The following is a 24,108-nucleotide window of genomic DNA, read 5'->3' as shown; positions in this document are numbered from 1 at the left end:
AACACGCCCGCCACCCGGCGCCAAGTGATCTTGATTGGTCGGCTCTGCCCGCAAAAATGCCTGATCTCTGCCGCATCACGGCCGAACTTCTGTCGCCCGGACGATCACTTGAGATCGCTCACGCCCGGGTTCGGCAACCAAAGCGAGCGGCCCGAGCGTCTTTCCTGTGAACCTTTGCTTCGTAGCGCCCGGCACTACAGTGGGTCGGAACATCGGAACACTTTCAGGCAATCAGCAGGGAGCGCGTGACGTGCGGCCAGTCGGCAGCAAGTACCTGCTCGAGGAGCCGCTCGGACGCGGCGCCACGGGCACCGTCTGGCGAGCCCGCCAGCGTGAGACCGCAGGCGCCGAGGCGGCCGTGCCCGGCCAGCCCGGCGAGACCGTCGCGATCAAGGTCCTCAAGGAGGAGCTCGCCAGCGACGCGGACATCGTCATGCGGTTCCTCCGGGAGCGGTCGGTCCTGCTCCGGCTGACCCACCCCAACATCGTCCGGGTCCGTGACCTGGTCGTCGAGGGCGAGCTGCTCGCGCTGGTCATGGACCTCGTGGACGGCCCCGACCTGCACCGCTACCTGCGCGAGAACGGCCCGCTCACCCCGGTCGCCGCCGCCCTGATGACCGCGCAGATCGCCGACGCGCTCGCCGCGAGTCACGCCGACGGCGTAGTGCACCGCGACCTCAAGCCGGCGAACGTCCTGCTCAAGCAGGACGGCGGCCAGATGCACCCGATGCTCACCGACTTCGGCATCGCGCGCCTCGCCGACTCCCCGGGCCTGACCCGCACCCACGAGTTCGTCGGCACGCCCGCGTACGTCGCGCCCGAGTCCGCCGAGGGCCGCCCGCAGACCTCCGCCGTCGACATCTACGGCGCCGGCATCCTGCTGTACGAGCTGGTCACCGGCCGTCCGCCGTTCTCCGGCGGTTCCGCGCTCGAGGTCCTGCACCAGCACCTGAGCGCCGAACCGCGCCGCCCCTCCACGGTCCCGGACCCGTTGTGGACGGTCATCGAGCGCTGTCTGTCCAAGGACCCGGACCGGCGGCCGAGCGCCGAGAACCTCGCGCGGGGCCTGCGGGTCGTCGCCGAGGGCATCGGGGTGCACGCGAACTCCGCGCAGATCGCCGCCGCCGAGGCCGTGGGCGCGCTGCTCGCGCCCGACCCGGCGCCCGCGACCGTGCCGGGCTCGGCCGACCCCACGCAGGTGCTGCCGCACGGCGCCGGTTCCTTCGACCCGAACGCCGCGACCAGCGTCCTGCCGCACACGTCCGGCGCCGCCGACCCCACCGCCGTACTGCCGAACCGGGGCGCGGCCGACCCGACGGCGGTCATGCCGCCCGTACCGCCGGGGCAGCAGCCCCAGGGCCCGCGGCCCGAGGAGCCGCACCCCTGGCAGAACCAGCTGCGGGCCGCGCGCGACCGCAACGAGCAGACGCAGGTCCAGTACCTCGACCCCAACGACGACCCCTTGCGCCGCCGCCCTCAGCGGCAGGTCGCCCGCCCGCAGCAGCCGCCGCAGCGACAGCCGCGGCAGCAACAGCAGCCACAGCAGGGGTACGGCTATCCGCAGCAGGGCCGGCAGGAGTACGCCCCCCAGCAGCAGCCGCAGCAGTACGCGCCCCAGCAGCGGCCTCAGCAGCCGCAGCCGCAGCGGTACGCGCCGCCGCCCGAGACCCAGCGGCCGCAGCGTGAGCCCCGGCAGCCGCGGCAGCGCAGCGCCAACCCGATGCGGATCCCCGGGCTCGGCTGCCTCAAGGGATGTCTGTTCACGCTCGTCATCCTGTTCGTGGCCGGGTGGCTCGTCTGGGAGCTGAGCCCGCTGCAGGAGTGGATCGGCACCGGCAAGGGCTACTGGGCTCAGCTCACGGACTGGTTCACGACGGTGACCGGCTGGATCGGTGACCTCGGCGGGAGCTCGTCCGGGCAGTAGGCCGGGCCGCGCTGCCGGGGCGACGAGTCTGTTGATTTGTCGACACCTGGCGGGTGATTTCCGTCTCCGCGGTGAAGGTTGGCTCGTGGGACGCGTAGTTTTGGCGACAACACGCGTCTGTAGGAGCAGTCTTGGCACGGAAGATCGGCAGCCGGTACACCGCCCACCAGATCCTGGGACGGGGCAGCGCCGGCACGGTGTGGCTGGGCGAGGGGCCCGAGGGGCCCGTCGCCATCAAGCTGCTGCGCGAGGATCTCGCGTCCGACCAGGAGCTCGTCGGACGCTTCGTGCAGGAGCGGACGGCGCTGCTGGGTCTGGAGCACCCCCATGTGGTGTCGGTGCGCGACCTGGTCGTCGACGGCAACGACCTCGCGCTGGTCATGGACCTGGTCCGGGGCACGGACCTGCGCACCCGGCTCGACCGTGACAAGCGTCTCGCGCCGGAGGCGGCGGTGGCGATCGTGGCGGACGTGGCGGACGGCCTCGCGGCGGCGCACGCCGCAGGCGTCGTGCACCGCGACGTGAAGCCGGAGAACGTCCTGCTGGACATGCAGGGCCCGCTCGGGCCCGGCGGCGCGCACCCGGCGCTCCTGACGGACTTCGGCGTCGCGAAGCTGATCGACTCCCCGAAGCGGACCCGGGCGACGAAGATCATCGGTACGCCGGACTACCTCGCGCCGGAGATCGTGGAGGGGCTGCCGCCGCGGGCCTCCGTGGACATCTACGCCCTGGCGACCGTCCTGTACGAGCTGCTGGCGGGCTTCACCCCCTTCGGCGGCGGTCACCCGGGCGCGGTGCTGCGCCGCCATGTCACGGAGACCGTGGCCCCCCTGCCCGGCATCCCGGACGAGCTGTGGCAGCTGATCGTGCAGTGCCTGGCGAAGGGGCCCGCGTCCCGGCTGCGCGCCTCCGAACTGGGCGCGCGGCTGCGGGAGCTGCTGCCGATGCTGGCGGGGATGCCGCCGCTGGACGTGGACGAGCCGGACACGGAGCCGGTGGAGGAGGAGAGCGCGCCCGAGGAGCCGGCGGCCTCGGGGCCGGTACGGCGAGGCGCGGTTCCGCTGGTGCCGGGAGCCAAGCCCACGGACTCCAACCGGGACACGCACACGTCGATGAGGGTGCCGGGGCCGGACGAGCTGGCGGGCGGCGCGCGCGGTACGGCGCGGGTGCCCCGGGCGTCCGGAGCGCCTCGCCCCGGCTCGGCCCGCCACCGTGCCGTCACCCGCAGGCGCCGGATCGCGCTGGGGGCGGCGGCGGTGGCGCTGGTCGCCGCGGCCGGGGTCGGTACGTGGCTGGCGACGTCGGGGGACGACGCGGACGCGACACCCCAGGACACGAAGAACTCGGCCCCCGCCACGCCGTGAGCCCGGGCGGGCCGACGCTGACGTACGGCCTCTCCCGGTCGGCCGGAGCGGCCGGGACAGCCCTGCGGCACCTTCCGGCCGAGGTCGCTTGCGGTAGCCGTTACGCTGGGAGCGTGGCAGTCGTCGATGTATCCGAAGAGCTCAAGTCCCTCTCCTCGACCATGGAGTCGATCGAGGCCGTTCTGGACCTCGACAAGCTGAGGGCAGACATCGCCGTGCTCGAGGAGCAGGCGGCCGCGCCCTCCCTGTGGGACAACCCGGACGAGGCGCAGAAGATCACCAGCAAGCTCTCCCACCTCCAGGCCGAGGTCAGGAAGGCGGAAGCGCTGCGCGGACGGATCGATGATCTCGCCGTGCTCTTCGAGATGGCCGACGAGGAGGACGACCCGGACACCCGTGCCGAGGCCGAGTCCGAGCTCACCGCCGTCAAGAAGGCGCTCGACGAGATGGAGGTGCGCACCCTCCTGTCCGGCGAGTACGACTCCCGCGAGGCGCTGGTGAACATCCGCGCCGAGGCCGGTGGCGTCGACGCCGCCGACTTCGCCGAGCAGCTCCAGCGCATGTACCTGCGCTGGGCCGAGCGCCACGGCTACAAGACGGAGCTCATCGAGACCTCGTACGCCGAAGAGGCCGGCATCAAGTCGACCACCTTCTCCGTGCAGGCGCCCTACGCCTACGGCACGCTCTCCGTGGAGCAGGGCACGCACCGGCTGGTCCGGATCTCGCCCTTCGACAACCAGGGGCGCCGCCAGACCTCCTTCGCCGGCGTCGAGGTCCTGCCCGTGGTCGAGCAGACCGACCACGTCGAGATCGACGAGTCCGAGCTGCGGGTGGACGTCTACCGCTCCTCCGGGCCCGGCGGCCAGGGCGTCAACACCACCGACTCCGCGGTGCGCCTGACCCACCTCCCCACCGGCATCGTCGTCTCCTGCCAGAACGAGCGGTCGCAGATCCAGAACAAGGCCACCGCGATGAACGTGCTCCAGGCCAAGCTGCTCGAGCGGCGCCGCCAGGAGGAGCAGGCCAAGATGGACGCCCTCAAGGGCGACGGCGGCAACTCCTGGGGCAACCAGATGCGTTCGTACGTCCTGCACCCGTACCAGATGGTCAAGGACCTGCGGACGGAGTTCGAGGTCGGCAACCCGCAGTCCGTGCTCGACGGTGAGATCGACGGCTTCCTCGAGGCCGGAATTCGCTGGCGCAAGCAGCAGGAGAAGTAAGCGAAGCGTTTTGTCGACAAGGCAACTGCCGCCGTCCGGGCGGCAGTTGCCTTTTCTGTTCCCTGATGTCTGGATTTTACATCACACTCACGGACTCCATCCAGCGGCAAAAAACCCGTACATGGACATGGCGTACGCAACGGCCTTGACGTTGCTTTGAAAAATGGGAAGGGTGAAGCGCGGCATGCGTATCTCCGGGGCGCATGTGAACCGGGGGGCGTGAGTTCAGCTACCACCCCCGTCGATCACCGCCCCCGAGCGCCGCCTCACTGACGATGAGCTACTGGGGGTAGCAACCACATGACCAAGAAGACGCGGATCCGTGTCGCCCGGCTCGCGGCCGGTGCCGTGATAGCGGCTGGTGCCACGATCTCCGCCGCGGGTGTCGCTTCCGCCGACGTCTGTGACGATCTGGGTATTTGCGTCACGCCCGAGCCCGATCCCACGGAGACCGAGCCCGAGCCGGAGCCCACCGAGACCGAGCCGACCGTCATCCCGACGGAGCCGACCGAGGAGCCGACGGAGCCCACCGAGGAGCCGACCGAGCCCACCGAGGAGCCCTCGGAGGACCCGACCACCGCCGCGCCCACCGAGGACCCGGGCAACGGCAACGGTAATGGCAACGGGAATGGCAACGGAAACGGCAACGGCAACAACACCGACCCCGACGGCGGTGCCGGTGACTCCGCCCAGCAGGAGGGTTCCTCCTCGCTGACCGACACCGGTGACGAGACCGCCTCCGACACCTCCGCCCAGGGCAGCGGTGAGGAGCTCGCCGACACCGGTGCCGCGCAGACGACGTTCCTGATCATCGGCGCCGCGACGATGATCGCCGGTGGCGTCGGCTTCCGGGTGCTCCCGCGCCTGGTGAGCGGCCGCGGTGGTGCGGCCGCCTGACGGTAGCCGCACGCACGCGCACCGTGTGTGACGAAGGGCCCGGAGCGAGACGCTCCGGGCCCTTCGTCGTGGCTTCGAACAGGGCTTACGCGGTCTGGTGCGCCAGCAGCGCGACCGCCGCGATGAGAATCACCAGCAGTGCGATCAGCGTCATCGGGGTCAGGTTCGCGAGCGGGTTCTCCTGCTGGAGCCGCTCGCGGTTGGCCCGGCAGACCGGGCAGCGGCCCTCGTTCACGGGCGCCGCGCAGTTCGCGCACACCAGCCGGTCGTACGTCATGCGCCTCGCCCTTCTTCCGAGTGTTCCGGTGGGAGAACGCCTCAGGGTCGCGGAACGTTCCCCTCTCTACTGTGCCAGGTTCCTCCGCAGGCTGCCTGGGCGCTCCCGAAGGGGTGCTCTCACAGCCGGAACAAATCCGCACAACCCTTGCGCAACCCCTACCGGTGCCTGCGCTCCCGCACCCGACTCGCGTATGGTCACGCTCATCTACCCCCGGCGACCCGTGGTGCATCCGTGATCCGATTCGACAACGTATCCAAGGTCTACCCCAAGCAGACCCGCCCCGCACTCAGGGATGTCTCCCTGGAAGTGGAGAAGGGCGAGTTCGTGTTCCTCGTGGGGTCCTCCGGCTCCGGAAAGTCCACCTTCCTGCGGCTGATCCTCCGCGAGGAGCGGTGCAGCCACGGTCAGGTGCACGTCCTGGGCAAGGACCTCGCGCGCCTGTCCAACTGGAAGGTGCCGCAGATGCGGCGCCAGCTGGGCACGGTGTTCCAGGACTTCCGGCTCCTGCCGAACAAGACGGTCGCGGAGAACGTCGCCTTCGCCCAGGAGGTCATCGGCAAGTCGCGCGGCGAGATCCGCAAGTCCGTGCCGCAGGTGCTCGACCTCGTCGGGCTCGGCGGCAAGGAGGACCGGATGCCGGGCGAGCTGTCCGGCGGTGAGCAGCAGCGCGTCGCCATCGCGCGGGCCTTCGTGAACCGGCCCAAGCTGCTGATCGCCGACGAGCCCACCGGCAACCTCGACCCGCAGACCTCCGTCGGCATCATGAAGCTGCTCGACCGGATCAACCGGACCGGCACCACCGTGGTGATGGCGACGCACGACCAGAACATCGTGGACCAGATGCGCAAGCGCGTCATCGAGCTGGAGAAGGGCCGCCTCGTCCGCGACCAGGCCCGCGGCGTCTACGGCTACCAGCACTGAGACCGCAGCGAGTTCCACGGAAAGGCTTGAAGCAGACGCCATGCGCGCCCAGTTCGTACTCTCCGAGATCGGTGTCGGTCTCCGCCGCAATCTGACGATGACGTTCGCCGTCATCGTCTCCGTCGCCCTGTCGCTGGCCCTGTTCGGCGGGTCGCTCCTGATGAGCGACCAGGTCAGCACGATGAAGGGCTACTGGTACGACAAGGTCAACGTCTCGATCTTCCTCTGCAACAAGAGCGACGCCGAGTCCGACCCCAACTGCGCCAAGGGCGCGGTGACCGCGGACCAGAAGAAGGAGATCCTCGCCGACCTCGACAAGATGAACGTCGTCGACACGGTGACGTACGAGTCGCAGGACCAGGCGTACAAGCACTACAAGGAGCAGTTCGGCGACTCCCCGCTGGCCAGCTCCCTCACGCCGGACCAGATGCAGGAGTCGTACCGGATCAAGCTGGAGGACCCGGAGAAGTACCAGGTCATCGCCACCGCCTTCGACGGCCGTGACGGGGTGCAGTCGGTGCAGGACCAGAAGGGCATCCTGGACAACCTGTTCGAGCTGCTCAACGGCATGAACTGGGCCGCCCGCGCGGTGATGGCGCTGATGCTGGTCGTCGCCCTGATGCTGATCGTCAACACCGTGCGCGTCTCGGCGTTCAGCCGGCGGCGCGAGACCGGGATCATGCGCCTGGTCGGCGCCTCGGGCTTCTACATCCAGGCGCCGTTCATCATGGAGGCGGCGGTCGCCGGTCTCATCGGCGGCGCGGTCGCCTGCGGGTTCCTGGTGGTCGCGCGGTACTTCATCATCGACCACGGCCTGGCCCTGTCCGAGAAGCTGAATCTGATCAACTTCATCGGCTGGGACGCGGTGTTGAAGTATCTGCCGCTCATCCTCGTGACGAGTTTCCTGATGCCCGCGTTGGCGGCGTTCTTCGCGCTCCGCAAGTACCTGAAGGTGTGACTCTTGCCAAGAGGGGCCGTCCGGTCAACCGACCGTACGGCCCCTCGTGTTGTCCTAGACTCACCGGCATGTCAGGTCGTGACCTGTTCTGCCAGCCCCGTCGCATTCGCCGCGGGGCCGCCCTGACCTTGGTGTTCGCCAGTGTGCTCGTCGCCGGGGCGGCCACCGGATCCCTGCCCGGCCCCGACCGGAAGTCGGCGCCGGGGACGGCCCGTTCGACCACCGCCGCCCGTCACGAGCAGGTCGCCGAGGCGGCCGCCGAGGCCATGGCCGACGGAAAGTCCCCCATGGAGGCGGCCGAGCGCGCCGTCAGCCGCAGCGGGGACCGCTGGGGCGCCGTCTACTCCGAGGGCGAGTACGAGGAGTTCGAGGAGGCCCTCGACGGCCGCTACACCGGCGTCGGACTGTGGGCGCGACGTGAGCGGGACGGCCGTATCGAGGTGACCAAGGTGCGTGCCGGGTCGCCCGCTGCCGCCGCCGGGATCAAGGCCGGGGACCGGCTGCGCAGCGTCGACGGCGAGCGGGTGGACGGGCGGCCGGTCACCGAGGTCGTCTCCTTACTGCGCGGCGACGCCACCGACGCGGCGGCCGGTACGGCGGTCGAGCTCGGTCTGGAGCGCGGCACGCGCGTGTGGCGCCTGACCGTGCGCCGCGCGGAGCTGTCCACCGACTCCGTCACCGCCCGCCGCCTCGCCGCCGGGGTCACCGTGATCCGGGTCGACTCCTTCACCAAGGGCTCCGGCAAGGCCGTACGCACCGCCCTGCGGCAGGCCCCCGCCGACGCCGGGATCATCCTCGACCTGCGCGGCAACTCCGGCGGCCTGGTCACCGAGGCCGTCACCGCCGCCTCCGCCTTCCTCGACGGCGGCCTGGTCGCCACCTACGACGTCGACGGCGAGCAGCGCGCCCTGCACGCCGAGCCCGGCGGGGACACCACCCGACCCCTGGTCGCGCTCGTCGACGGCGGCACGATGAGCGCGGCCGAGCTGGTCACCGGCGCCCTTCAGGACCGCGGCCGCGCGGTCGTGGTGGGCTCGCGCACCTTCGGCAAGGGTTCGGTCCAGATGCCGAGCCGACTGCCCGACGGGTCCGTCGCCGAGCTGACCGTCGGGCACTACCGCACTCCCTCCGGACGCGGTGTCGACGGTCACGGCCTCACGCCCGACCTGGAGGCGGACGCGCGGACGCTGGAGCAGGCGGAGACCGTGCTGAGCGGCTTGGCGCCGCGATAGAAATCGGCTTTCCGCCGACCCCCTCCGTAGTGCGAAAATGGACGGCACTATGAGCAAGGGAATGTACGTACCCAAGGAGGCCCAGCCCAAGAAGGGCGGGGCGGCCGCCAAGGCCAAGGACGGCGAGAAGGGCGGCAAGCGCAAGATCGTCGCGCAGAACAAGAAGGCCCGGCACGACTACGCGATCATCGACACCTTCGAGGCCGGTCTCGTCCTCACCGGCACCGAGGTGAAGTCGCTGCGCCAGGGCCGGGCCTCGCTGGTCGACGGGTTCGTCCAGGTCGACGGGGGTGAGGCGTGGCTGCACAACGCCCACATCCCGGAGTACGCCCAGGGCACCTGGACCAACCACTCCGCGCGCCGCAAGCGCAAGCTGCTGCTGCACCGCGAGGAGATCGACAAGCTGGAGGTCAAGGCGGGGGAGACGGGTCACACCATCGTGCCGCTCGCCCTGTACTTCAAGGACGGTCGCGCGAAGGCCGAGATCGCGCTCGCGCGAGGCAAGAAGGAGTACGACAAGCGCCAGACCCTGCGCGAGCAGCAGGACCGGCGGGAGTCGGACCGCGCCATCGCGGCGGCGAAGCGCAGGCAGCGGGCGGGTTGACGCCGGGAATACGGTGGCATCCGCCCGCGTTGGTCACGTACGATGGCACTGCACCTCACCGAGGGTGCGCGGCCCCTTCGGGGGATTGAAAAAACAACATGGGGATGATCGGTTTCGACAGCGGCTGTCGAAGCAGGGGAAGCGTGTCGAGGAAGCGGCCATGATCTCGTAAACCACAGGCCGAAACCAATAATCGCCAACACCAAGCGCGATTCCTTCGCCCTCGCTGCCTAAGTAGCGACTCGCGAAGTGTCAGCCCGGGGCTGTTCCCGACCCGGATCCTGGCATCAGCTAGGGGACTAAACCTTGATCCCGGTCACGGGGTGAAGAGGGAAATCAAACAGTGACTGGGCCCGTTCCGGACTTGTCCGGGTGATCCGGAGGGCCGAGAAACTCGTACCGGACTGCACACGGAGAAGCCCTGATTCCGCACCGTTGGACGCGGGTTCGATTCCCGCCATCTCCACCAACCCCTCCGGGGGTACCCCATGTGGGCACAGGCCCCGTCGCTTCGCGCGGCGGGGCCTTTGTCATGTGTGTCCCCACGTGAGCTGTGTGATGCAGGGGGTCTGTGACAGCCCTGTGACGTGTGATGTGGCGCCGGTCACAGCTCGCGGTGATCGTCGCCTGGTGAGGTGGGCGGATGCCGAACCCCCGTCGCGCCGTCCCGGCCGTCCTCGCCGGTGCCCTGCTGCTCGCCGCCTGCGGAACGGAGGAAGGGGACTCGACGCCGACCGGGAGCGAGGGTGGGCCGGTGTCCGCCGGCACCCTGTGCCCCTCGGACCAGCCGCAGTACGGCGCACCGACCGCCGAGGCGCCCGTCGCCACCGCCATCCCCTCGGGCACCCCGTCCGCGCTGCCGCTTCCGCCCGCCGACGGCACGGCCGACGACGAGGTGAGGATCACCGGCCTGTACGCCTGGGGCCCGGACAGCGGTTGTGCCGGGGCGGACGTCTCCGCCGACTTCGAGGTCACCAACCGCGGTGCGCAGGCGGCGACTTACACGATCACCTTCGGCTTCCGCGGCGGTGTCGGCGGTGGGACCGACCATGGGCAGCGGACGGTCGAGTCGGTCGGCCCGGGCAAGACCGTCAAGGGCACCGTCGTCCGGGCGGCGGAGTCGACGGGCTCGCCGTCCGACGTGTCCGGGATCTCGGTCGTCAAGGTGCGCAGCGTGCCGGTCGCCGAGGCCTCGACCGCGTCGGGCCCCTGCCCCGAGTCCGGGCTCCATGTGTACGCGGACCAGGGAGACGCCGCCATGGGCCTGCGCGCCGTGGGCCTGCACCTCGTCAACTGCGGCGACAACCCCTATGCGCTCAACGGCTACCCGGAGATCGAACTCCTCGACGAGGACCACGCGTCGGTCGACGGGGTACGGATCCTCCAGGGCACCGCGCGGATCAGCACCGGCCTCGGCGACGACACCGCGCGCCCCGTGACCCTCGAACCGGGCGAGGCCGCCCGCGCCACCCTCGCCTGGCGCAATACCACCCAGTCCGGAACCCCCGTGAACGCTCCCTACGCCCGGGTCCACGCCAAGCCGGGAGCGGCCCCCGTCATGGTCATCCCGGAATTCGACCTCGGGACCACGGGCCAACTCGGCGTCAGCGCCTGGGCGAAGGACGAGACCCTCTCGACTCCGCAGTCCTGAGGCCCCACTCCACAGGCCCCGCCTATGGGGTCCGGCTCCATATCCCGGGGTCGTTCACGGTTCTACGGTCCCTCCCCATGACACAGACCAGAGCCGCGACCCTGCCCCTGTTCGCCGTCCTGACGGCCCTGTTGGCCCTCCTGCTCACCCCCACGCCCGCGTCAGCCGCCTCCCTTCAGGAGGTCACCGGGTTCGGCGGCAACCCCGGAGCCCTGCGCATGTACCGGTACGTCCCCGACGGACTGCCCGCGGGGCGGCCGGTCGTGGTCGCCCTGCACGGCTGCACCCAGAACGCCGCCGGGTACGGCACCGGCACGGGCTGGCCCCAACTCGCCGACCGCTGGGGCTTCTCCGTCGTCCTGCCGCAGCAGCAGAGCGGTAACAACCTCTCCAACTGCTTCAACTGGTTCCAGAGCGGCGACATCCAGCGCGGCCAGGGCGAGGCCGCGTCGATCGCGCAGATGGTGGACCGGCAACTCGCCGACTCCGGAGGGGATCCGGCACGGGTCTACGTCACCGGACTGTCCGCCGGGGGCGGGATGACCTCGGTGATGATGGCCGCGTACCCGGAGAAGTTCCGCGCCGGCGGCGTCGTCGCCGGGCTGCCCTACGGCTGCGCGCAGGCCGCCGGGTCGCCGTACGTGTGCATGTACGTCGGTGCCACCCAGACCCCGGACCAGTGGGGTGACCGGGTGCGGGCGGCGCGCCCCGGGTACGGCGGGCCCTGGCCCACGCTGACCGTCCTGCAGGGCACCGCCGACTACACCGTGAAGCCCGTCAACATGGCCGACCTCGTGGAGCAGTGGACCGACGTCCACGGCGCCGATCGGACCGCCGACGTGACCGACTCCGTGGCCGGATACCCCCACCAGGTCTACCGGGACGCCGCGGGCACCCCCGTCGTCGAGACCTACAGCGTCACCGGCATGGGCCACGGCCAGCCCGTCGACCCGGGCAGCGGCGACACGCAGTGCGGGACGGCCGGGGCCCACTTCCTCGACGTGAACCTCTGCGCCGCCTACCGGCTCGGGCTGGCCTGGGGGCTCGACGGCTGACCGAACCGCCGGAGCCCGTGCGTCCGTTGCGTGAGCGCGAGCAGCAGCGCCACGCAGGCCGCCGCCACCGGCACCCCGTACCCCGCGCGCGCCGACACGTGCTCCGCGACCCAGCCGCCGGCCGCGCTGCCCAGGGCGATGCCCCCGAGCAGGCCGGTCACCGCCAGGGTCATGCCCTCGTTGAGTCGGCCCTCGGGGGTGCGCTCCTGGATCAGGGTCATGTTGGTGATCATCGTCGGCGCGGTGGCCATGCCGGAGACCAGGAGGGCGCCCGCCAGCAGGACGAGGGAGCCGGTGAGGGACGCGGTGAGCAGGGGGAGGGTCAGCAGTAGGGCCATCGCCGCGATGCACCACGGGTAGCGGCGCTCGGCGCCGACGCCCGGCTTCAGGGCGCCGTAGAGCAGCCCCGCCGCGCAGGAGCCGCCCGCCTGGAGGGCGAGGACCGCGCCGGCCGCGGTGGGGTGCCCCTGCTCGTCCGCGAACGCGATCGTGACGACCTCCAGGGTGCCGAACACCGCGCCCATCGCCAGGCACACGGCGAGCAGCGCGGGCATGCCCGGGGCCCGGTACGGGGGGCGCGTCGGCGTCGTCCCCGGCCGGACCGGCGGTTCGGTCGAGCGCTGGACGGTGAACAGCGCCATGCCCGTCACGAGCAGGACCACTGCGGTGAGGGTGCCGGCCTCCGGGAACCACGTGCCGCACAGGAAGGCCGCGAGGACCGGCCCCAGCATGAAGCACAGCTCGTCCGCCGCCTGCTCGAAGGAGTTCGCGGTGTGCAGCGCGGCCGGATCGCCCCTCAGCAGATGGGCCCACCGGGCGCGAGCCATGCCGCCGATGTTGGGGGTGGTCGCCGTGGCGGCGTACGCGGCGAACAGGGTCCAGTCGGGGGCGCCCCGGCGCGAGCACAGCACCAGCGCGAGGGCGCCCAGGGTCGCGAGGAGGGTGGCGGGCAGGGCGACGCGGGCCTGTCCGTGCCGGTCGATCAGCCGTGCGGTCCAGGGGGCGACCAGTGCGGTCGCCGCGAGCCCGGTCGCGACGACGGCGCCGGCGAGGGCGTACGACCCGCGCGTCCCGGCGATCATCAGGACCGCGCTCACGCTGAACATGCCCATGGGCAGGCGGGCCATGAGGTTTCCGGCGGTGAAGGCCCGGGCGCCGGGTATCGCGAAGAGGCGGAGGTACTGGTGTGGCATGCGCCTACCGTGGCCCGGAGTGGATCAAGGGGTCCAACACCTTCTCCGTACGGATTCACCCGCCCGCGTTGTAAATTCCCCGTCATGCCCGATCCCCGCCTCCTGCGCGCCTTCCTCGCGGTCGCCGAGGAACTGCACTTCACCCGCGCCGCCGCCCGGCTCTACGTCGCCCAGCAGGCGCTCAGCCGGGACGTACGGCGGCTGGAGCGGGAGCTGGGCGCCGAGCTGTTCGTCCGGACCACCCGGCAGGTGACGCTGACGGCGGACGGCGAGCGGCTGGTGCCGCACGCCCGGCGGGCGCTCGCGGCGCAGGACGATCTGCTCGCCGCCTTCGGGCAGGCCCGGCCGCTGCTGGTCGACGTGAACTCCCCCGGCCTCGGCACCGGGACGCGGGTGCTGGAGCGGGCCCGCGAGCTCGCGTCCGGGTGCGAGCTGATGGCCCGCTACGAGAGTGGTCTGACGGGAGCCGCGGCCGACCTGCTCGCCGGGCGCCTGGACGTGTCCTTCGGGCGGTTCGCGGGCCTGGCGCCGGCGCTGCGGGCGGGCCTGGAGCAGCAGCCCGTGCGCTACGAGCCGATGGCGGTGATCCTTCCCGAGGACCATCCGCTGGCGGAGCTGGCCGAGGTGCCGCTGTCCGCGCTGGCGGGCTCCCCGGTCTACGCGGGCGCCGGGAATCCGCGGACCCCGGAGTGGACGGACCTCGCGCGGCAGCTGTTCGAGGGGCGCGGCATCGAGATCGCGGCCCCCGCTCCGCTCGCCGTCGGACACGAGGAATTCCGGCGGATCATGGCCAAGACTCGTACCCCGGTCCTCGCCGTGGTGGACTTCCCCGCCATGCCCGCCTCGGTGCTGCGGCCCCTGACCGACCCCGTCCCCCTGTCACCGGTGTCGCTGGTGTGGCGCAGGGGACTGGTGCACCCCGGGCTCGCGGCCCTCCGGCGGGCGGCGGCGGAGCTGGCCGCGGAGCACGAGTGGCTGAATCCAGCCGCTGAAGCATGGATTCCGGACAGTGACAAAGTCACGATGCGGGTCCACAACTGACACGCGGCAAACACGGAACTCACTCGTGCGCTACATTCTTGGCCTGAGCACAGTGTGCTAGAGGGGGCGCTCGGACCGGGTGGGGGCCCGGTGACGATCGACGGGTGCTCAGTGTCGTACGCGCACCCGGAACGGTCCCGTGGGGGGATGTGTGCGCGTGAACAATTGGCGAGAAGACGCCCAACCGGAGTGGCCCGAGGCGGCATCCGGCACTCAGACGAATCCAACGGCGCAGGGTGCCACCCAGGCGTTTCCGGAGACCGCCGGGAACAGAACGGCGGCGCCGGACGCCGAAGCGACGACGGTGCTGCCGAAGGTCGCGGAGGGATCCTCCGAGGCCGATCTGACGGAACTGCTGTCCGCGTTCGACCGGTTCGATCGCACCGAGGCGCTGCCGAGGACGGCGGGGCGCAAGGCGGCGGGGGAGGCGTTCACGCCCCGCGACGGAGCCGCGCGTGCGGTGAGCCGTACGACCGCCCCCGAGGGCGTGGCTCGTACGACCGCCCCGGAAGCTGTGAGCAACACCACCGCTCTCGACGCCGTGGGTCGTACGGCCGCGCCCGCCACCGGGGCCCGCGACCCGTGGGGTGAGGCGCCCGAGGCCGGGGTCGCCCATGACCCGCACGAGGTCACCATCCAGCTCGACGGCGTCGGACTTCAGCTCGACGGCTCGCTGCGGGCGGCCAAGGGCGGTCCCGCCGGCGGGGGCGCGGAGGGCTCCGACGGGCCCGTGTTCGTGGACGAGTCCGGCCGGCGCAGCCGCCGGTACCGGCGGCTCGGCATGGTCGTCGCGCTCGCCTGCGCCGTCTACGCCGTCGTCATCGTCGCCACCGTGCTGTCCGGCAACTCCAACGCGCCCTGGCTCCCCGTCCAGGACCCGAGGCAGGACACCCCGGCCGGCCGGGTGGACACCTCGCCGCTGCCCGCCGAGTCGGCGCCGGCCGGCGGTGCCGGCGGAGCGACCCCCGGCGCCTCCCCCTCCGTCAGCGACGGAGTGACCCCCTCCCCGGGGGCCGACGCCACCGCGCCGGACGCCTCCGCCACCACCGAGGAACCGGGCACCGGCACCGACCCCGAACCGACCGCGACGAAGCCGACGACGCCGGACCTCGACCCGACGCCCGTCGACCCCGACCCCACCGAGACGGGGACCACGCCCGACCCCGACCCCACCCCGACGGAGACCGGCGAGCCCACGTCGGAACCGACTCCGACCGAGGGCGGTGGCGACGCCGGAGGCGCCGGCACCGATGCGGTCGCCGCAGAGAACCCCGCCGCAACCCCGAACGACCCGTCCCCGGAGCACACCCTCTGATGGCCTCCCGTACCAGCCGCCGGGGTATCTCCCCCGACGGTCCCAGGCGCCGCCGCGTGCCCATGCGCCTGCTCCTGCCCACGCTCGTCCTCGCCGCGCTGATGGCGATGCTGATGCTGCGCGGATATGTGCACAGCGAGATCCTGGCGGACCACCGCGTCCGCCCCGCGACCGCGTCCGACCGCGTCCCCGAGCAGGTGCTCAAGGGCGGCCCGGTCATCGACGCCCGCGGTGGCCGCACCCAGACCATGGACATGCCGGACCACCGGCTCGTCCTCACCTTCGACGACGGCCCCGACCCCGAGTGGACGCCCAAGGTCCTGGACGTGCTCAAGAGGTACGACGCGCACGCGGTCTTCTTCGTCACCGGCACCATGGCCTCGCGCTACCCGGACCTCGTCGAGCGCATGGTGGACGAGGGCCACGAGATCGGCCTGCACACCTTCAACCACCCGGACCTCTCCTACCAGTCGAAGAAACGCATCGACTGGGAGCTGTCCCAGAACCAGCTCGCGATCAGCGGCGCGGCCGGGATCCGCACGTCCCTGTTCCGCCCGCCCTACTCCTCCTTCTCCGCCGCCATGGACAACAAGTCCTGGCCGGTGACCGAGTACATCGGCTCCCGCGGCTACATCACGGTCGTCAACAACACCGACAGCGAGGACTGGCGCAAGCCGGGCGTGGACGAGATCATCCGCCGCGCCACCCCCAAGGGCGGTCAGGGCGCGATCGTCCTGATGCACGACTCCGGCGGCGACCGCCACCAGACGGTGCAGGCCCTGGACCGGTTCCTGCCGGACATGCAGGCCAAGGGCTACGAGTTCGACAACCTCACCGAGGCCCTCGGCGCGCCCAGCGCGCACAGCCGGGTCAGCGGCATCGACCTGTGGAAGGGCAAGGCGTGGATCTTCCTGGTCCAGGCCTCCGACAACATCACCGCCGTGCTGGTGGTCGGGCTCGCGATCATCGGCTTCCTGGTGATCAGCCGGTTCGTACTGATGCTCGTCCTGTCCGGCGCGCACGCGCGCAGGGTGCGCAGGCGCGGCTTCAGCTGGGGTCCGCCGGTGACGGAACCGGTGTCGGTGCTGGTGCCCGCGTACAACGAGGCCAAGTGCATCGAGAACACCGTCCGTTCCCTGATGGCGAGCGAGCATCCCATCGAGATCCTCGTCATCGACGACGGCTCGACCGACGGCACCGCGCGGATCGTCGAGGCGATGGGCCTGCCGAACGTCCGGGTGATCCGCCAGCTGAACGCGGGCAAGCCGGCCGCGCTGAACAGGGGCCTGGCGAACGCCCGTTACGACATCGTGGTCATGATGGACGGCGACACCGTCTTCGAGCCGTCCACGGTCCGTGAGCTCGTCCAGCCCTTCGGCGATCCGCGCGTGGGCGCGGTGGCCGGCAACGCCAAGGTCGGCAACCGGGACTCCCTCATCGGCGCCTGGCAGCACATCGAGTACGTGATGGGCTTCAACCTGGACCGCCGGATGTACGACATGCTGCGCTGCATGCCGACGATCCCGGGGGCGGTGGGAGCCTTCCGTCGCACGGCTCTGGAACGGGTCGGCGGCATGAGCGACGACACGCTCGCCGAGGACACCGACATCACGATGGCGATGCACCGGGACGGCTGGCGCGTGGTCTACGCCGAGAAGGCCCGCGCCTGGACCGAGGCCCCGGAGACGGTCCAGCAGCTGTGGTCCCAGCGCTACCGCTGGTCCTACGGCACCATGCAGGCGATCTGGAAGCACCGCAGGGCCCTGGTGGAGAGCGGTCCGTCGGGCCGCTTCGGCCGGGTGGGCCTGCCGCTGGTCTCGCTGTTCATGGTTCTGGCGCCGCTCCTGGCCCCCCTGATCGACGTGTTCCTGCTGTACGGCCTGGTCTTCGGCCCGACGCAGAAGACGATCGTGGCGTGGCTGGGCGTGCTGGCCATCCAGGCGGTGTGCGCGGCGTACGCGTTCCGCCTGGACAAGGAGCGGATGACGCACCTGATCTCGCTCCCGCTCCAGCAGATTCTCTACCGCCAGCTGATGTACGTGGTCCTGCTCCAGTCCTGGATCACCGCGCTCACGGGTGGCCGGCTGCGCTGGCAGAAGCTGCGGCGGACGGGTGTGGTCGAGGCGCCGGGCGGTCCGGTCGCGAGCCGGGATCGGAGGCCGGTGGGATGACGCAGGAGATGTCGCAGCAGTCGTACGACGTGGTGGAGCCCCCGGCGGCCCCCGCCCGCCCGGTCCGGGACCGCTACCTGGACCTGCTCCGCTCGATAGCCCTGGTACGCGTGGTCGTCTACCACCTCTTCGGCTGGGCCTGGCTGACGGTGCTGTTCCCGTCGATGGGCGTGATGTTCGCGCTGGCCGGGTCCCTGATGGCCCGCTCCCTGAACCGCCCGGCGTGGGGCGTGATCAAGGGCCGGGTCCGCCGGCTCCTGCCGCCGCTGTGGGCGTTCAGCGCGGTGGTGCTGACGCTCATGTTCGCGGGCGGCTGGAACCCGACGAAGAACACGGAGGACAGCCCGACCTGGGCGCTGCTGGAGCTGGTCAACTACATCATCCCGATCGGCGCACCGCCCTTCCCCTGGCACATCGGCTCGCAGTCGGGCCTGCTGGAGGACTCGTGGGCGGTGCAGGCCGCGGGGCCGCTGTGGTACCTGCGCGCCTATCTGTGGTTCGTGGTGGCGTCCCCGCTGCTGCTGTGGTGCTTCCGCCGGGCCCCTTGGCCGACGCTGCTGGCCCCGCTGGGCCTGACGGCGATCGTCGGCACGGGAGTGGTGACGATCCCCGGTGAAACGGGCAACGCGGTCACGGACTTCGCGGTCTACGGCGGCTGCTGGGTTCTGGGCTTCGCTCACCACGAGGGGCTGCTGGCCCGGATCCCGCGCTACGTCGCGGTGTCCTGTTCCTCGCTGCTGATGGCCTTCGGCCTGTGGTGGGCCTCCGGTCACCTCGGCCCGGACGGCTGGGACCTGAACGACATCCCGCTGGCCCAGGCGTCGTGGTCCTTCGGTTTCGTGGTGATCCTGCTGATCTACAGCCCGTCCTGGCAGGAACTCCCGGGCGGCCTGCGGAGATGGGACAAGCTGATCACCCTCTCCAACAACCGGGCGGTCACGATCTACCTCTGGCACAACATGCTGATCATGGCCACGGTCCCGATCCTGGACAACCTCTACGAACTCCCCTTCATGCAGGGCGAACAGGCGGTCGCGGCCCTGGACTCCACCTACCTGATCTGGATGTTCTTCCTGGTCTGGCCCCTGATCGGCCTCACGATCCTTGCGGTGGGCTGGATCGAGGACCTCGCGGCACAACGCCGGCCGAGGCTGTGGCCGAACGGGGTGAAGCGGGGCGGCAGCAGGCGCCGGGCGTGACGCGTGAGGCGCCCGGCGACAGCTGCGCTGTGGCACGGACGCGCTTCCTGCGTGGCGTGGGAGCCGATAGCGTGGCGCTGATCTCTGCCGTCACGTTTGCGCCACCAGGAGCCCTCCATGACCGACACGCGGGCGCCCGTGTTCGGGTTGATCACGCCCGAGGACTGGTATCGCATCCCCCTTCAGCCGCGGGAGCGGATGGAGGCGTCCGTCGCCGCGCTCATCAAGCGGCAGTTCGCCGGGGTCGATGATCAGCCCGTGTTGCGGCGCAAGGCCGAGGAGCAGTTGCTCGGGGCCGCGGAGGCGGGGGTGGAGCAGGGAGGCGTCGTGCTCTACCTGTCGTTCCTCGAAGCCGGGGGGATTCCGCTCTCCGCCTCCCTCCTCGTCTGTCGGCTCTTCGAGAAGTTCGACAGTCTCGATGCCGTTGTCGCGCTGGCCGGTTCCGGGGAGGTCGAGCCCGTCAAGCTGCCCGCCGCCGGGGTCGCCGCGCGGCTGCTCCGGCGTGAGCGGCCCAAGCAGTCCCGCAAGTTGGGAACCGAGTTCGACGACACGATCGTGGAGTACTTCGTGCCCGTTCCTGAGCGGGACGAGGTGCTGCTCCTCACCTTCAGCACGCCTCTCGAGCCCATCGCGGACGCCATGGTCGGACTCTTCGACGCCGTGGCCGGGACCCTGCGCTGGCATCAGCCGACCGAGGAGACGGAGATACCGGCGTGAGCAAGAAACTCAAGGTCTCCACCGACGACCTCCGCACCGCCGGTACCGGGCTGCGTACCGTCGCCACCGAGCTCGAAGGGCTCGACAAGCTGATGGACGCCTACGACCGCCGTACCGTCGGGCATCAGACCCTGCACGAGCGGCTTCAGGAGTTCTCCGACGGGTGGGACGACAACCGCAAGAAGATGATCGAGGAGATCAAGGGGCTCGGCACGCTCGCCCATGAGGCGGGCAAGGCGTACACCGAGTTGGACACCGCGCTCTACGACGCGCTCGTGGGCAAGGGGAAGAAGAAGTGACCCGGCCCGCCGACCACCGGTGGGAGGTGCTCGGGGAGAGCGCCGATCCCGTCCCCGGTGACCTCCACGACATGCAGGCGCTCTCCCGGCGCTTCGCCGCGACCGCCAAGACCATCACCGACACCGCCGCCGCCCTCCGCCGTATCGGCAACCTGGAGAGCTGGGACTCCGACGCCGGGCGGGCCTTCGCCGAGAAGGCGAACGAGACCGCCAAGAACGTGAGCAAGGCGCACGACCGGTACGCCGACGCCGGGTCCGCGCTCAGGGAGTACTGCACCGAGCTGGCCTCGGTCCAGACCGACGCCGACAAGCTGCTCACCCAGGCCGAGACCAAGGCCGGTGAACTGACGACCGCCAAGTCCAGCGCCGCCAACCCGCCCAAGGGGACCGACGACGCCGGCCAGAAGAAGCTCGACAAGGCGGCTTCCGACCTGCAGGGCGACCTCGACGGGCTGCGCTCGAAGCTCTCCGGGCTCAAGACCCGGCACAAGGAGGCCGGGGACAAGGCCGCCAAGAAGATCCACGACACCACCGAGGGCGACGGGCTCAACGACTCCTGGCTCGACGATCTACGGGACACCCTGAAACTCGTCAGCGACATCGCCGGGGCCATCGCCGCCGTGTGCGGGCTGCTCGCCCTGGTCGTCGGGTGGATCCCCGTCATCGGACAGGCCCTCGCCGCCGTGCTCGGCACGATCGCCCTCGTCATGACGGCGATCTCGCTCGTCTGCCATGTGCTGCTCGCCATCAACGGCGACGGCTCCTGGGGCGATGTCGCCATCGATGTGCTCGGGCTGGCCACGTTCGGCATCGGGCGGGTCTTCTCCGCCGGCGCCAAGATGGCCGCCACCGTCGGCCGCAGCCGTGTCTGGACCGCCGCCACGCAGTACGTCCGTGGCTGGCACCCCAACCTTTCCTCCGCCGCCCGGCGCGACCTCGTCGAGGCCATGGTCGGCGCCCGCGCGGGGGCGACCCCGGGTGCGGCCCTGCCCGATGTGTCCCTGGGCGCCGCCTTCCGGGGGCTGCCCAGTTCCTTCGTCGACGACCTCGGCACCATCCGCAGCAACTGGCGGGACCTGTTCAAGGTCGGCGACAACTTCTCCGCCGCCCGCGACGCCTACAACGCGGCCGGTGCGCGCGGTCTGGCCAGCATGTACGCCGGTCCCGGCATGGTCGACGAACTGACCCGGATCAAGAACATCGACCCGGCCGACCTCAGCTTCATCGGGACGCCGGACGCGTTCAAGCAGGCCATCGCCTACAACTCGCTGGGTCTCGGCGGCACCGCCACCGGCGCCGGCTCGGACACCCGGAGCTTCGTCGGGCTGTTCGGCGGCGATCCCGAGATCGACGTCACCGGCTCCGACGCCTCGCTGGCGGGAGTGTGAGCACCGGCATGGCTGCTACGGCGGACGAGTGGCGCGAGTGCCGGGTCGAACTGCCCGCCGCGCACAACTGGCTGGTGCTGGACCTGCGCAGCGAGGACCCCGAGCGCTGGGCGCTCGGCGTCGCCGCACGGCACCTGGACGAGGAGGCCGGGGAGGAACTCCGTACGGCCTTCGCCTACGACCTCCTCTGGTACTGGGGCGTCGCCGTACGGCAGGGCGCGCTGTGCGCCGCCGTGCTGGCGCCGCGCCGGGACGCGATCATCGCCAGTTACACGGTTCGTGAGCTGCGGGTTCCCCCGGAGTCGCGGAGCCTGGCCGCCTTCCGCGCGGAGGCGGGGCGGGCGGAGGGGCCGTACTTCGGGGGAGAGCAGGGCATCAGGGAGGTCGAGCTCCCTCTCGGACCCGCCCTTCGCGTCCACCGCCAGGAACCCACGGCACCGGAGTCCGACAGCGGCGTGATCATCGAGGGCATCGCCCACTACGTACTGCCGACCCGTTACGCCACGGCGCTGGAGTGCCGGCTGCTGTGGACGTCGCTCGGGCTGGGCGAGGAGCTGTCGAAGGTGGCCGACGAACTGGCCGACTCAGTTCGCCTTGCGTGACCTCGGCACCATGCCACCGAGCCCCAGCTTCTCCCAGGGAACCATGGCGAGCGGCATCCAGCCGAAGCCGACGGCGAGGACGGCGACGGTGGTGGTGAGGTCGCGGGGAAGGACGTGACCGAGCTGGGCGGCCACCAGGCCCACGATCACGAGCCAGGCCCCGAAGACCAGCACGGCGAGGATCTTGCGCAGGGCCTCGCCGGGCTCGACCCGGGGGGTGTCCTCGGTGCCCCGCACCATGCCGAACAGCACGGTGGGCACCATCAGGCCCACGATGCCACCGAGCCCGACGCATCCGACGACCAGCGCGTGCTTCCCGTCCTCGGGCACGGCGGCGGACAGCGGCGACTTGAGCAGCGCCACGGCCGCGAACGCCCCGAGCACCGTCGTCGCCAGCACGCCGACGGCTCCCGCGCCGAAGGCCAGGTTCCCGGCGAGCGAGCGCCGCGCCTTCGTACGCTCGGGCGTGGAGTCGGCGGACATGGACTCTCCCCTCCCTGTGGGATCCGCTAGAGGATAACGGCGTCCAAGGCCCGCTCATCCGCCCGGAACCCCGCCTTCCCGCTCTCCGGGGCCCCCGAGTCCGGGCGGAGTACGGGAATCAGGCACCGAAGCCGCCAGGCGCGGAAGGCCGTGGCGGGGGTGCAGTGCCCGGTGCCGTCCACCAGGTCGGTGGCCAGGGTCAGGATGTCGGCGAGCTCGCGAGCACCCGGGGTGGTGTCCGTCTTCGCCACCAGCGCCGCCGTGATCAGGGCCTGCAGGAACTCCGTCAGCCGGAGGTCCGCTCCTGTGCGGCACATGCGGCGCACGGCCGTCGGGTGCGCCAGGTCGGGCCGTACGCCCTCGACTCCGCCGGACCAGAGGAGAAGAGAGGGCGCGGTGATTTCGTGGTCGCGGAAGTACCCGAGTTCGCCGACGACCGCCGTGAAGACCGGGCCGAAGGCGCACAGGCCGCGGATGCCGGCCAGGATGCGGGTCAGTTCGCCGTCGCGCTCCGCCAGGAAGGCGCCCAGCGAGGCATCGCCCGGGGCCCAGGTGCCGGTCGCCGTCACGGCGCCGATTTCCGCGGTTCCCGCTGTCAGACCCTCATGGAACACTGGCCGCGTTGCGCACGTGAACAACGGGGAGGGTGTTGATGAGCAAGCGGCAGGTGCGGAAGATGCTGGGGCTGATGGCGAGTGGGGAGCCCGTCGAGCTGACCAGTCCCATGGCCTCCGTGAAGAAGCTGGCCCGGCTTGCCTTCATCGCCCAGCAGTTCGGCTACGAGTACGCCGACGTGCGGCAGGGCGGCAGTCACAACTCCGCGCTCGTCATGCTGCTCGTGCCCGACCACAGCCCCCACGCCCGCGCCCGCGCCGCGCAGAACTGGGCGCAGTATCCGAACGCCGGCGACGGCGTCTCCGTACCGCCCCTCGTACCGGACGCCTTCGAACTGCTCAAGGCGCGGATCAACTTCGACCTCACCGGCAAGAGCGCCGAGAAGCGGATGCTGCTGGGGGCGCTCGGCGGCAGCGTCGGGTGTCTCGCCGTCGCGCTGCAGTCCAGTCAGGGGAGCGTCACCTGGGTCATCGCCGGTGTGCTGGAGGCTCTGCTCATCGGTGGACTCGGCATCGCCTTCGTCGTCAACCGCAAGCGGAACGCCAAGTTCGCGGCGCGTCTCCAGGCGGCCGGTTTCCAGGCGGTCAACGACGCCACCGGTCGGCTGCGGTACCTCCCGGCCGGGGTCCGGGTGCCGGGGCAGGAGAACCCGTTCGCCAACAGCCCCTACGGGGCCGTTGCGCAAGGCGGCCCCGCCCCGTACGGCCGGCAGTTCCCGCAGCAGCCGTACCCCCAGCAGCCCTACGCGCCACAGCCGTACCCGCAGCAGCCGCACGCCCAGCAGCCCCAGCCCTACCCCCACCAGCAGAACCCCCACTGGCAGCCCCCGGCCCACTGACCCGCCACCCCCCGTCACGGGAACCTCTCATCCGACCTCCTCCTGCGGTGAGAGCAAAGTTCCTTTCCGGTCACCCAGTGCCACAGGCAGGAAACGCGCCCTCCCTACCTTCGGGATCAGCCACTCCCTGGAGTACGACCT

At 71.1% G+C, this 24,108-nt stretch carries 23 protein-coding genes and 1 other RNA gene; 20 read left to right on the top strand and 4 right to left on the bottom strand.

Features of this window, described 5'->3' with window-relative positions; translation table 11 throughout:
- Window positions 1-250 precede the first annotated feature (250 nt).
- The 4 genes from ACWDRW_RS27655 (at window position 251) to ACWDRW_RS27640 (ending at window position 5,405) form a co-directional block, all read left to right on the top strand.
- Window positions 251-1,924: a protein kinase domain-containing protein gene (locus ACWDRW_RS27655; RefSeq protein ID WP_451727011.1), complete on the top strand. Its 1,674-nt coding sequence runs from the start codon at window positions 251-253 to the stop codon at window positions 1,922-1,924.
- A gap of 131 nt (window positions 1,925-2,055) precedes the next feature.
- A complete protein-coding gene (locus tag ACWDRW_RS27650) occupies window positions 2,056-3,288 on the top strand; it encodes a serine/threonine-protein kinase (RefSeq protein ID WP_451727008.1) in 1,233 nt (410 codons plus the stop codon).
- 113 nt (window positions 3,289-3,401) lie between these two features.
- Window positions 3,402-4,508 carry a peptide chain release factor 2 gene (gene prfB, locus ACWDRW_RS27645; RefSeq protein WP_451727005.1) on the top strand — a complete coding sequence of 369 codons (1,107 nt, stop codon included), beginning with the start codon at window positions 3,402-3,404 and terminating at the stop codon, window positions 4,506-4,508.
- 300 nt (window positions 4,509-4,808) lie between these two features.
- Window positions 4,809-5,405, top strand: coding sequence for a hypothetical protein (locus tag ACWDRW_RS27640; RefSeq protein ID WP_451727002.1), 597 nt, complete (start codon window positions 4,809-4,811; stop codon window positions 5,403-5,405).
- Between the two features lie 85 nt (window positions 5,406-5,490).
- Here ACWDRW_RS27640 and ACWDRW_RS27635 read toward each other — a convergent pair whose 3' ends face one another.
- Window positions 5,491-5,682 (bottom strand): hypothetical protein, encoded by a 192-nt coding sequence (locus ACWDRW_RS27635; RefSeq protein WP_451727000.1) that lies wholly within the window; start codon window positions 5,680-5,682, stop codon window positions 5,491-5,493.
- Window positions 5,683-5,916: 234 nt separating this feature from the next.
- On the opposite strand from ACWDRW_RS27635, the gene ftsE reads away from it, so the two are divergent.
- From ftsE to ACWDRW_RS27600, 7 genes are all read left to right on the top strand, one after another.
- The gene (ftsE, locus tag ACWDRW_RS27630) at window positions 5,917-6,606 is read left to right on the top strand and encodes a cell division ATP-binding protein FtsE (protein ID WP_004000799.1); all 690 of its coding nucleotides are present in this window, start codon (window positions 5,917-5,919) and stop codon (window positions 6,604-6,606) included.
- A 40-nt stretch (window positions 6,607-6,646) separates the two neighbouring features.
- Window positions 6,647-7,564, top strand: a complete 918-nt coding sequence (gene ftsX, locus ACWDRW_RS27625) for a permease-like cell division protein FtsX (protein ID WP_451726997.1) — start codon at window positions 6,647-6,649, stop codon at window positions 7,562-7,564.
- 68 nt (window positions 7,565-7,632) lie between these two features.
- On the top strand, window positions 7,633-8,796 hold the full coding sequence (locus ACWDRW_RS27620) for a S41 family peptidase (RefSeq protein ID WP_451726995.1): 1,164 nt from the start codon (window positions 7,633-7,635) through the stop codon (window positions 8,794-8,796).
- Between the two features lie 61 nt (window positions 8,797-8,857).
- The gene (gene smpB, locus ACWDRW_RS27615; RefSeq protein WP_451727100.1) at window positions 8,858-9,400 is read left to right on the top strand and encodes an SsrA-binding protein SmpB; all 543 of its coding nucleotides are present in this window, start codon (window positions 8,858-8,860) and stop codon (window positions 9,398-9,400) included.
- A 100-nt stretch (window positions 9,401-9,500) separates the two neighbouring features.
- Window positions 9,501-9,869: a transfer-messenger RNA gene (gene ssrA, locus ACWDRW_RS27610) on the top strand.
- Window positions 9,870-10,043: 174 nt separating this feature from the next.
- A complete protein-coding gene (locus ACWDRW_RS27605) occupies window positions 10,044-11,051 on the top strand; it encodes a DUF4232 domain-containing protein (RefSeq protein ID WP_451726992.1) in 1,008 nt (335 codons plus the stop codon).
- A 77-nt stretch (window positions 11,052-11,128) separates the two neighbouring features.
- Window positions 11,129-12,106 carry an extracellular catalytic domain type 1 short-chain-length polyhydroxyalkanoate depolymerase gene (locus ACWDRW_RS27600; protein WP_451726989.1) on the top strand — a complete coding sequence of 326 codons (978 nt, stop codon included), beginning with the start codon at window positions 11,129-11,131 and terminating at the stop codon, window positions 12,104-12,106.
- On the opposite strand, the gene ACWDRW_RS27595 is transcribed toward ACWDRW_RS27600, so the two are convergent.
- Window positions 12,070-13,299, bottom strand: coding sequence for an MFS transporter (locus ACWDRW_RS27595; protein ID WP_451726987.1), 1,230 nt, complete (start codon window positions 13,297-13,299; stop codon window positions 12,070-12,072). The two genes, ACWDRW_RS27600 and ACWDRW_RS27595, sit on opposite strands and share 37 nt — an antisense overlap.
- 84 nt (window positions 13,300-13,383) lie before the next feature.
- Between ACWDRW_RS27595 and ACWDRW_RS27590 the strand changes: the two genes are divergently transcribed.
- The 8 genes from ACWDRW_RS27590 to ACWDRW_RS27555 all read left to right on the top strand — a co-directional run bounded on the left by ACWDRW_RS27590 (window position 13,384) and on the right by ACWDRW_RS27555 (window position 22,031).
- Window positions 13,384-14,340, top strand: coding sequence for a LysR family transcriptional regulator (locus ACWDRW_RS27590; protein WP_451726984.1), 957 nt, complete (start codon window positions 13,384-13,386; stop codon window positions 14,338-14,340).
- Between the two features lie 157 nt (window positions 14,341-14,497).
- Entirely contained in the window at window positions 14,498-15,655 is a 1,158-nt protein-coding gene (locus ACWDRW_RS27585; protein WP_451726982.1) for a hypothetical protein, read from the top strand.
- Complete coding sequence (locus ACWDRW_RS27580) at window positions 15,655-17,826, top strand: glycosyltransferase (RefSeq protein ID WP_451726979.1); 2,172 nt, start codon at window positions 15,655-15,657, stop codon at window positions 17,824-17,826. The genes ACWDRW_RS27585 and ACWDRW_RS27580 overlap by 1 nt, the downstream gene beginning before the upstream one ends.
- Window positions 17,823-19,025, top strand: coding sequence for an acyltransferase family protein (locus tag ACWDRW_RS27575; protein ID WP_451726976.1), 1,203 nt, complete (start codon window positions 17,823-17,825; stop codon window positions 19,023-19,025). Before ACWDRW_RS27580 ends, ACWDRW_RS27575 begins: the two co-directional genes overlap by 4 nt.
- A 117-nt stretch (window positions 19,026-19,142) precedes the next feature.
- Entirely contained in the window at window positions 19,143-19,742 is a 600-nt protein-coding gene (locus tag ACWDRW_RS27570) for a hypothetical protein (RefSeq protein ID WP_451726974.1), read from the top strand.
- The gene (locus ACWDRW_RS27565) at window positions 19,739-20,041 is read left to right on the top strand and encodes a DUF6317 family protein (protein ID WP_315885592.1); all 303 of its coding nucleotides are present in this window, start codon (window positions 19,739-19,741) and stop codon (window positions 20,039-20,041) included. The genes ACWDRW_RS27570 and ACWDRW_RS27565 overlap by 4 nt, the downstream gene beginning before the upstream one ends.
- Complete coding sequence (locus ACWDRW_RS27560; RefSeq protein ID WP_451726971.1) at window positions 20,038-21,429, top strand: hypothetical protein; 1,392 nt, start codon at window positions 20,038-20,040, stop codon at window positions 21,427-21,429. The genes ACWDRW_RS27565 and ACWDRW_RS27560 overlap by 4 nt, the downstream gene beginning before the upstream one ends.
- Before the next feature lie 8 nt (window positions 21,430-21,437).
- A complete protein-coding gene (locus ACWDRW_RS27555) occupies window positions 21,438-22,031 on the top strand; it encodes a hypothetical protein (protein WP_451726968.1) in 594 nt (197 codons plus the stop codon).
- On the opposite strand, the gene ACWDRW_RS27550 is transcribed toward ACWDRW_RS27555, so the two are convergent.
- Complete coding sequence (locus ACWDRW_RS27550; protein WP_451726965.1) at window positions 22,014-22,514, bottom strand: hypothetical protein; 501 nt, start codon at window positions 22,512-22,514, stop codon at window positions 22,014-22,016. The genes ACWDRW_RS27555 and ACWDRW_RS27550 overlap by 18 nt on opposite strands.
- Window positions 22,515-22,540: 26 nt before the next feature.
- Window positions 22,541-23,083, bottom strand: coding sequence for a hypothetical protein (locus ACWDRW_RS27545; RefSeq protein WP_451726963.1), 543 nt, complete (start codon window positions 23,081-23,083; stop codon window positions 22,541-22,543).
- Between the two features lie 83 nt (window positions 23,084-23,166).
- Between ACWDRW_RS27545 and ACWDRW_RS27540 the strand changes: the two genes are divergently transcribed.
- Window positions 23,167-23,967: a hypothetical protein gene (locus ACWDRW_RS27540; RefSeq protein WP_451726960.1), complete on the top strand. Its 801-nt coding sequence runs from the start codon at window positions 23,167-23,169 to the stop codon at window positions 23,965-23,967.
- The last annotated feature ends 141 nt before the right edge of the window (window positions 23,968-24,108 follow it).

This window comes from Streptomyces sp. NPDC003635 (assembly GCF_053587635.1).
Note: the sequence above shows the minus strand (reverse complement) of the source record. Positions and strands in the feature narration are given on the sequence as shown.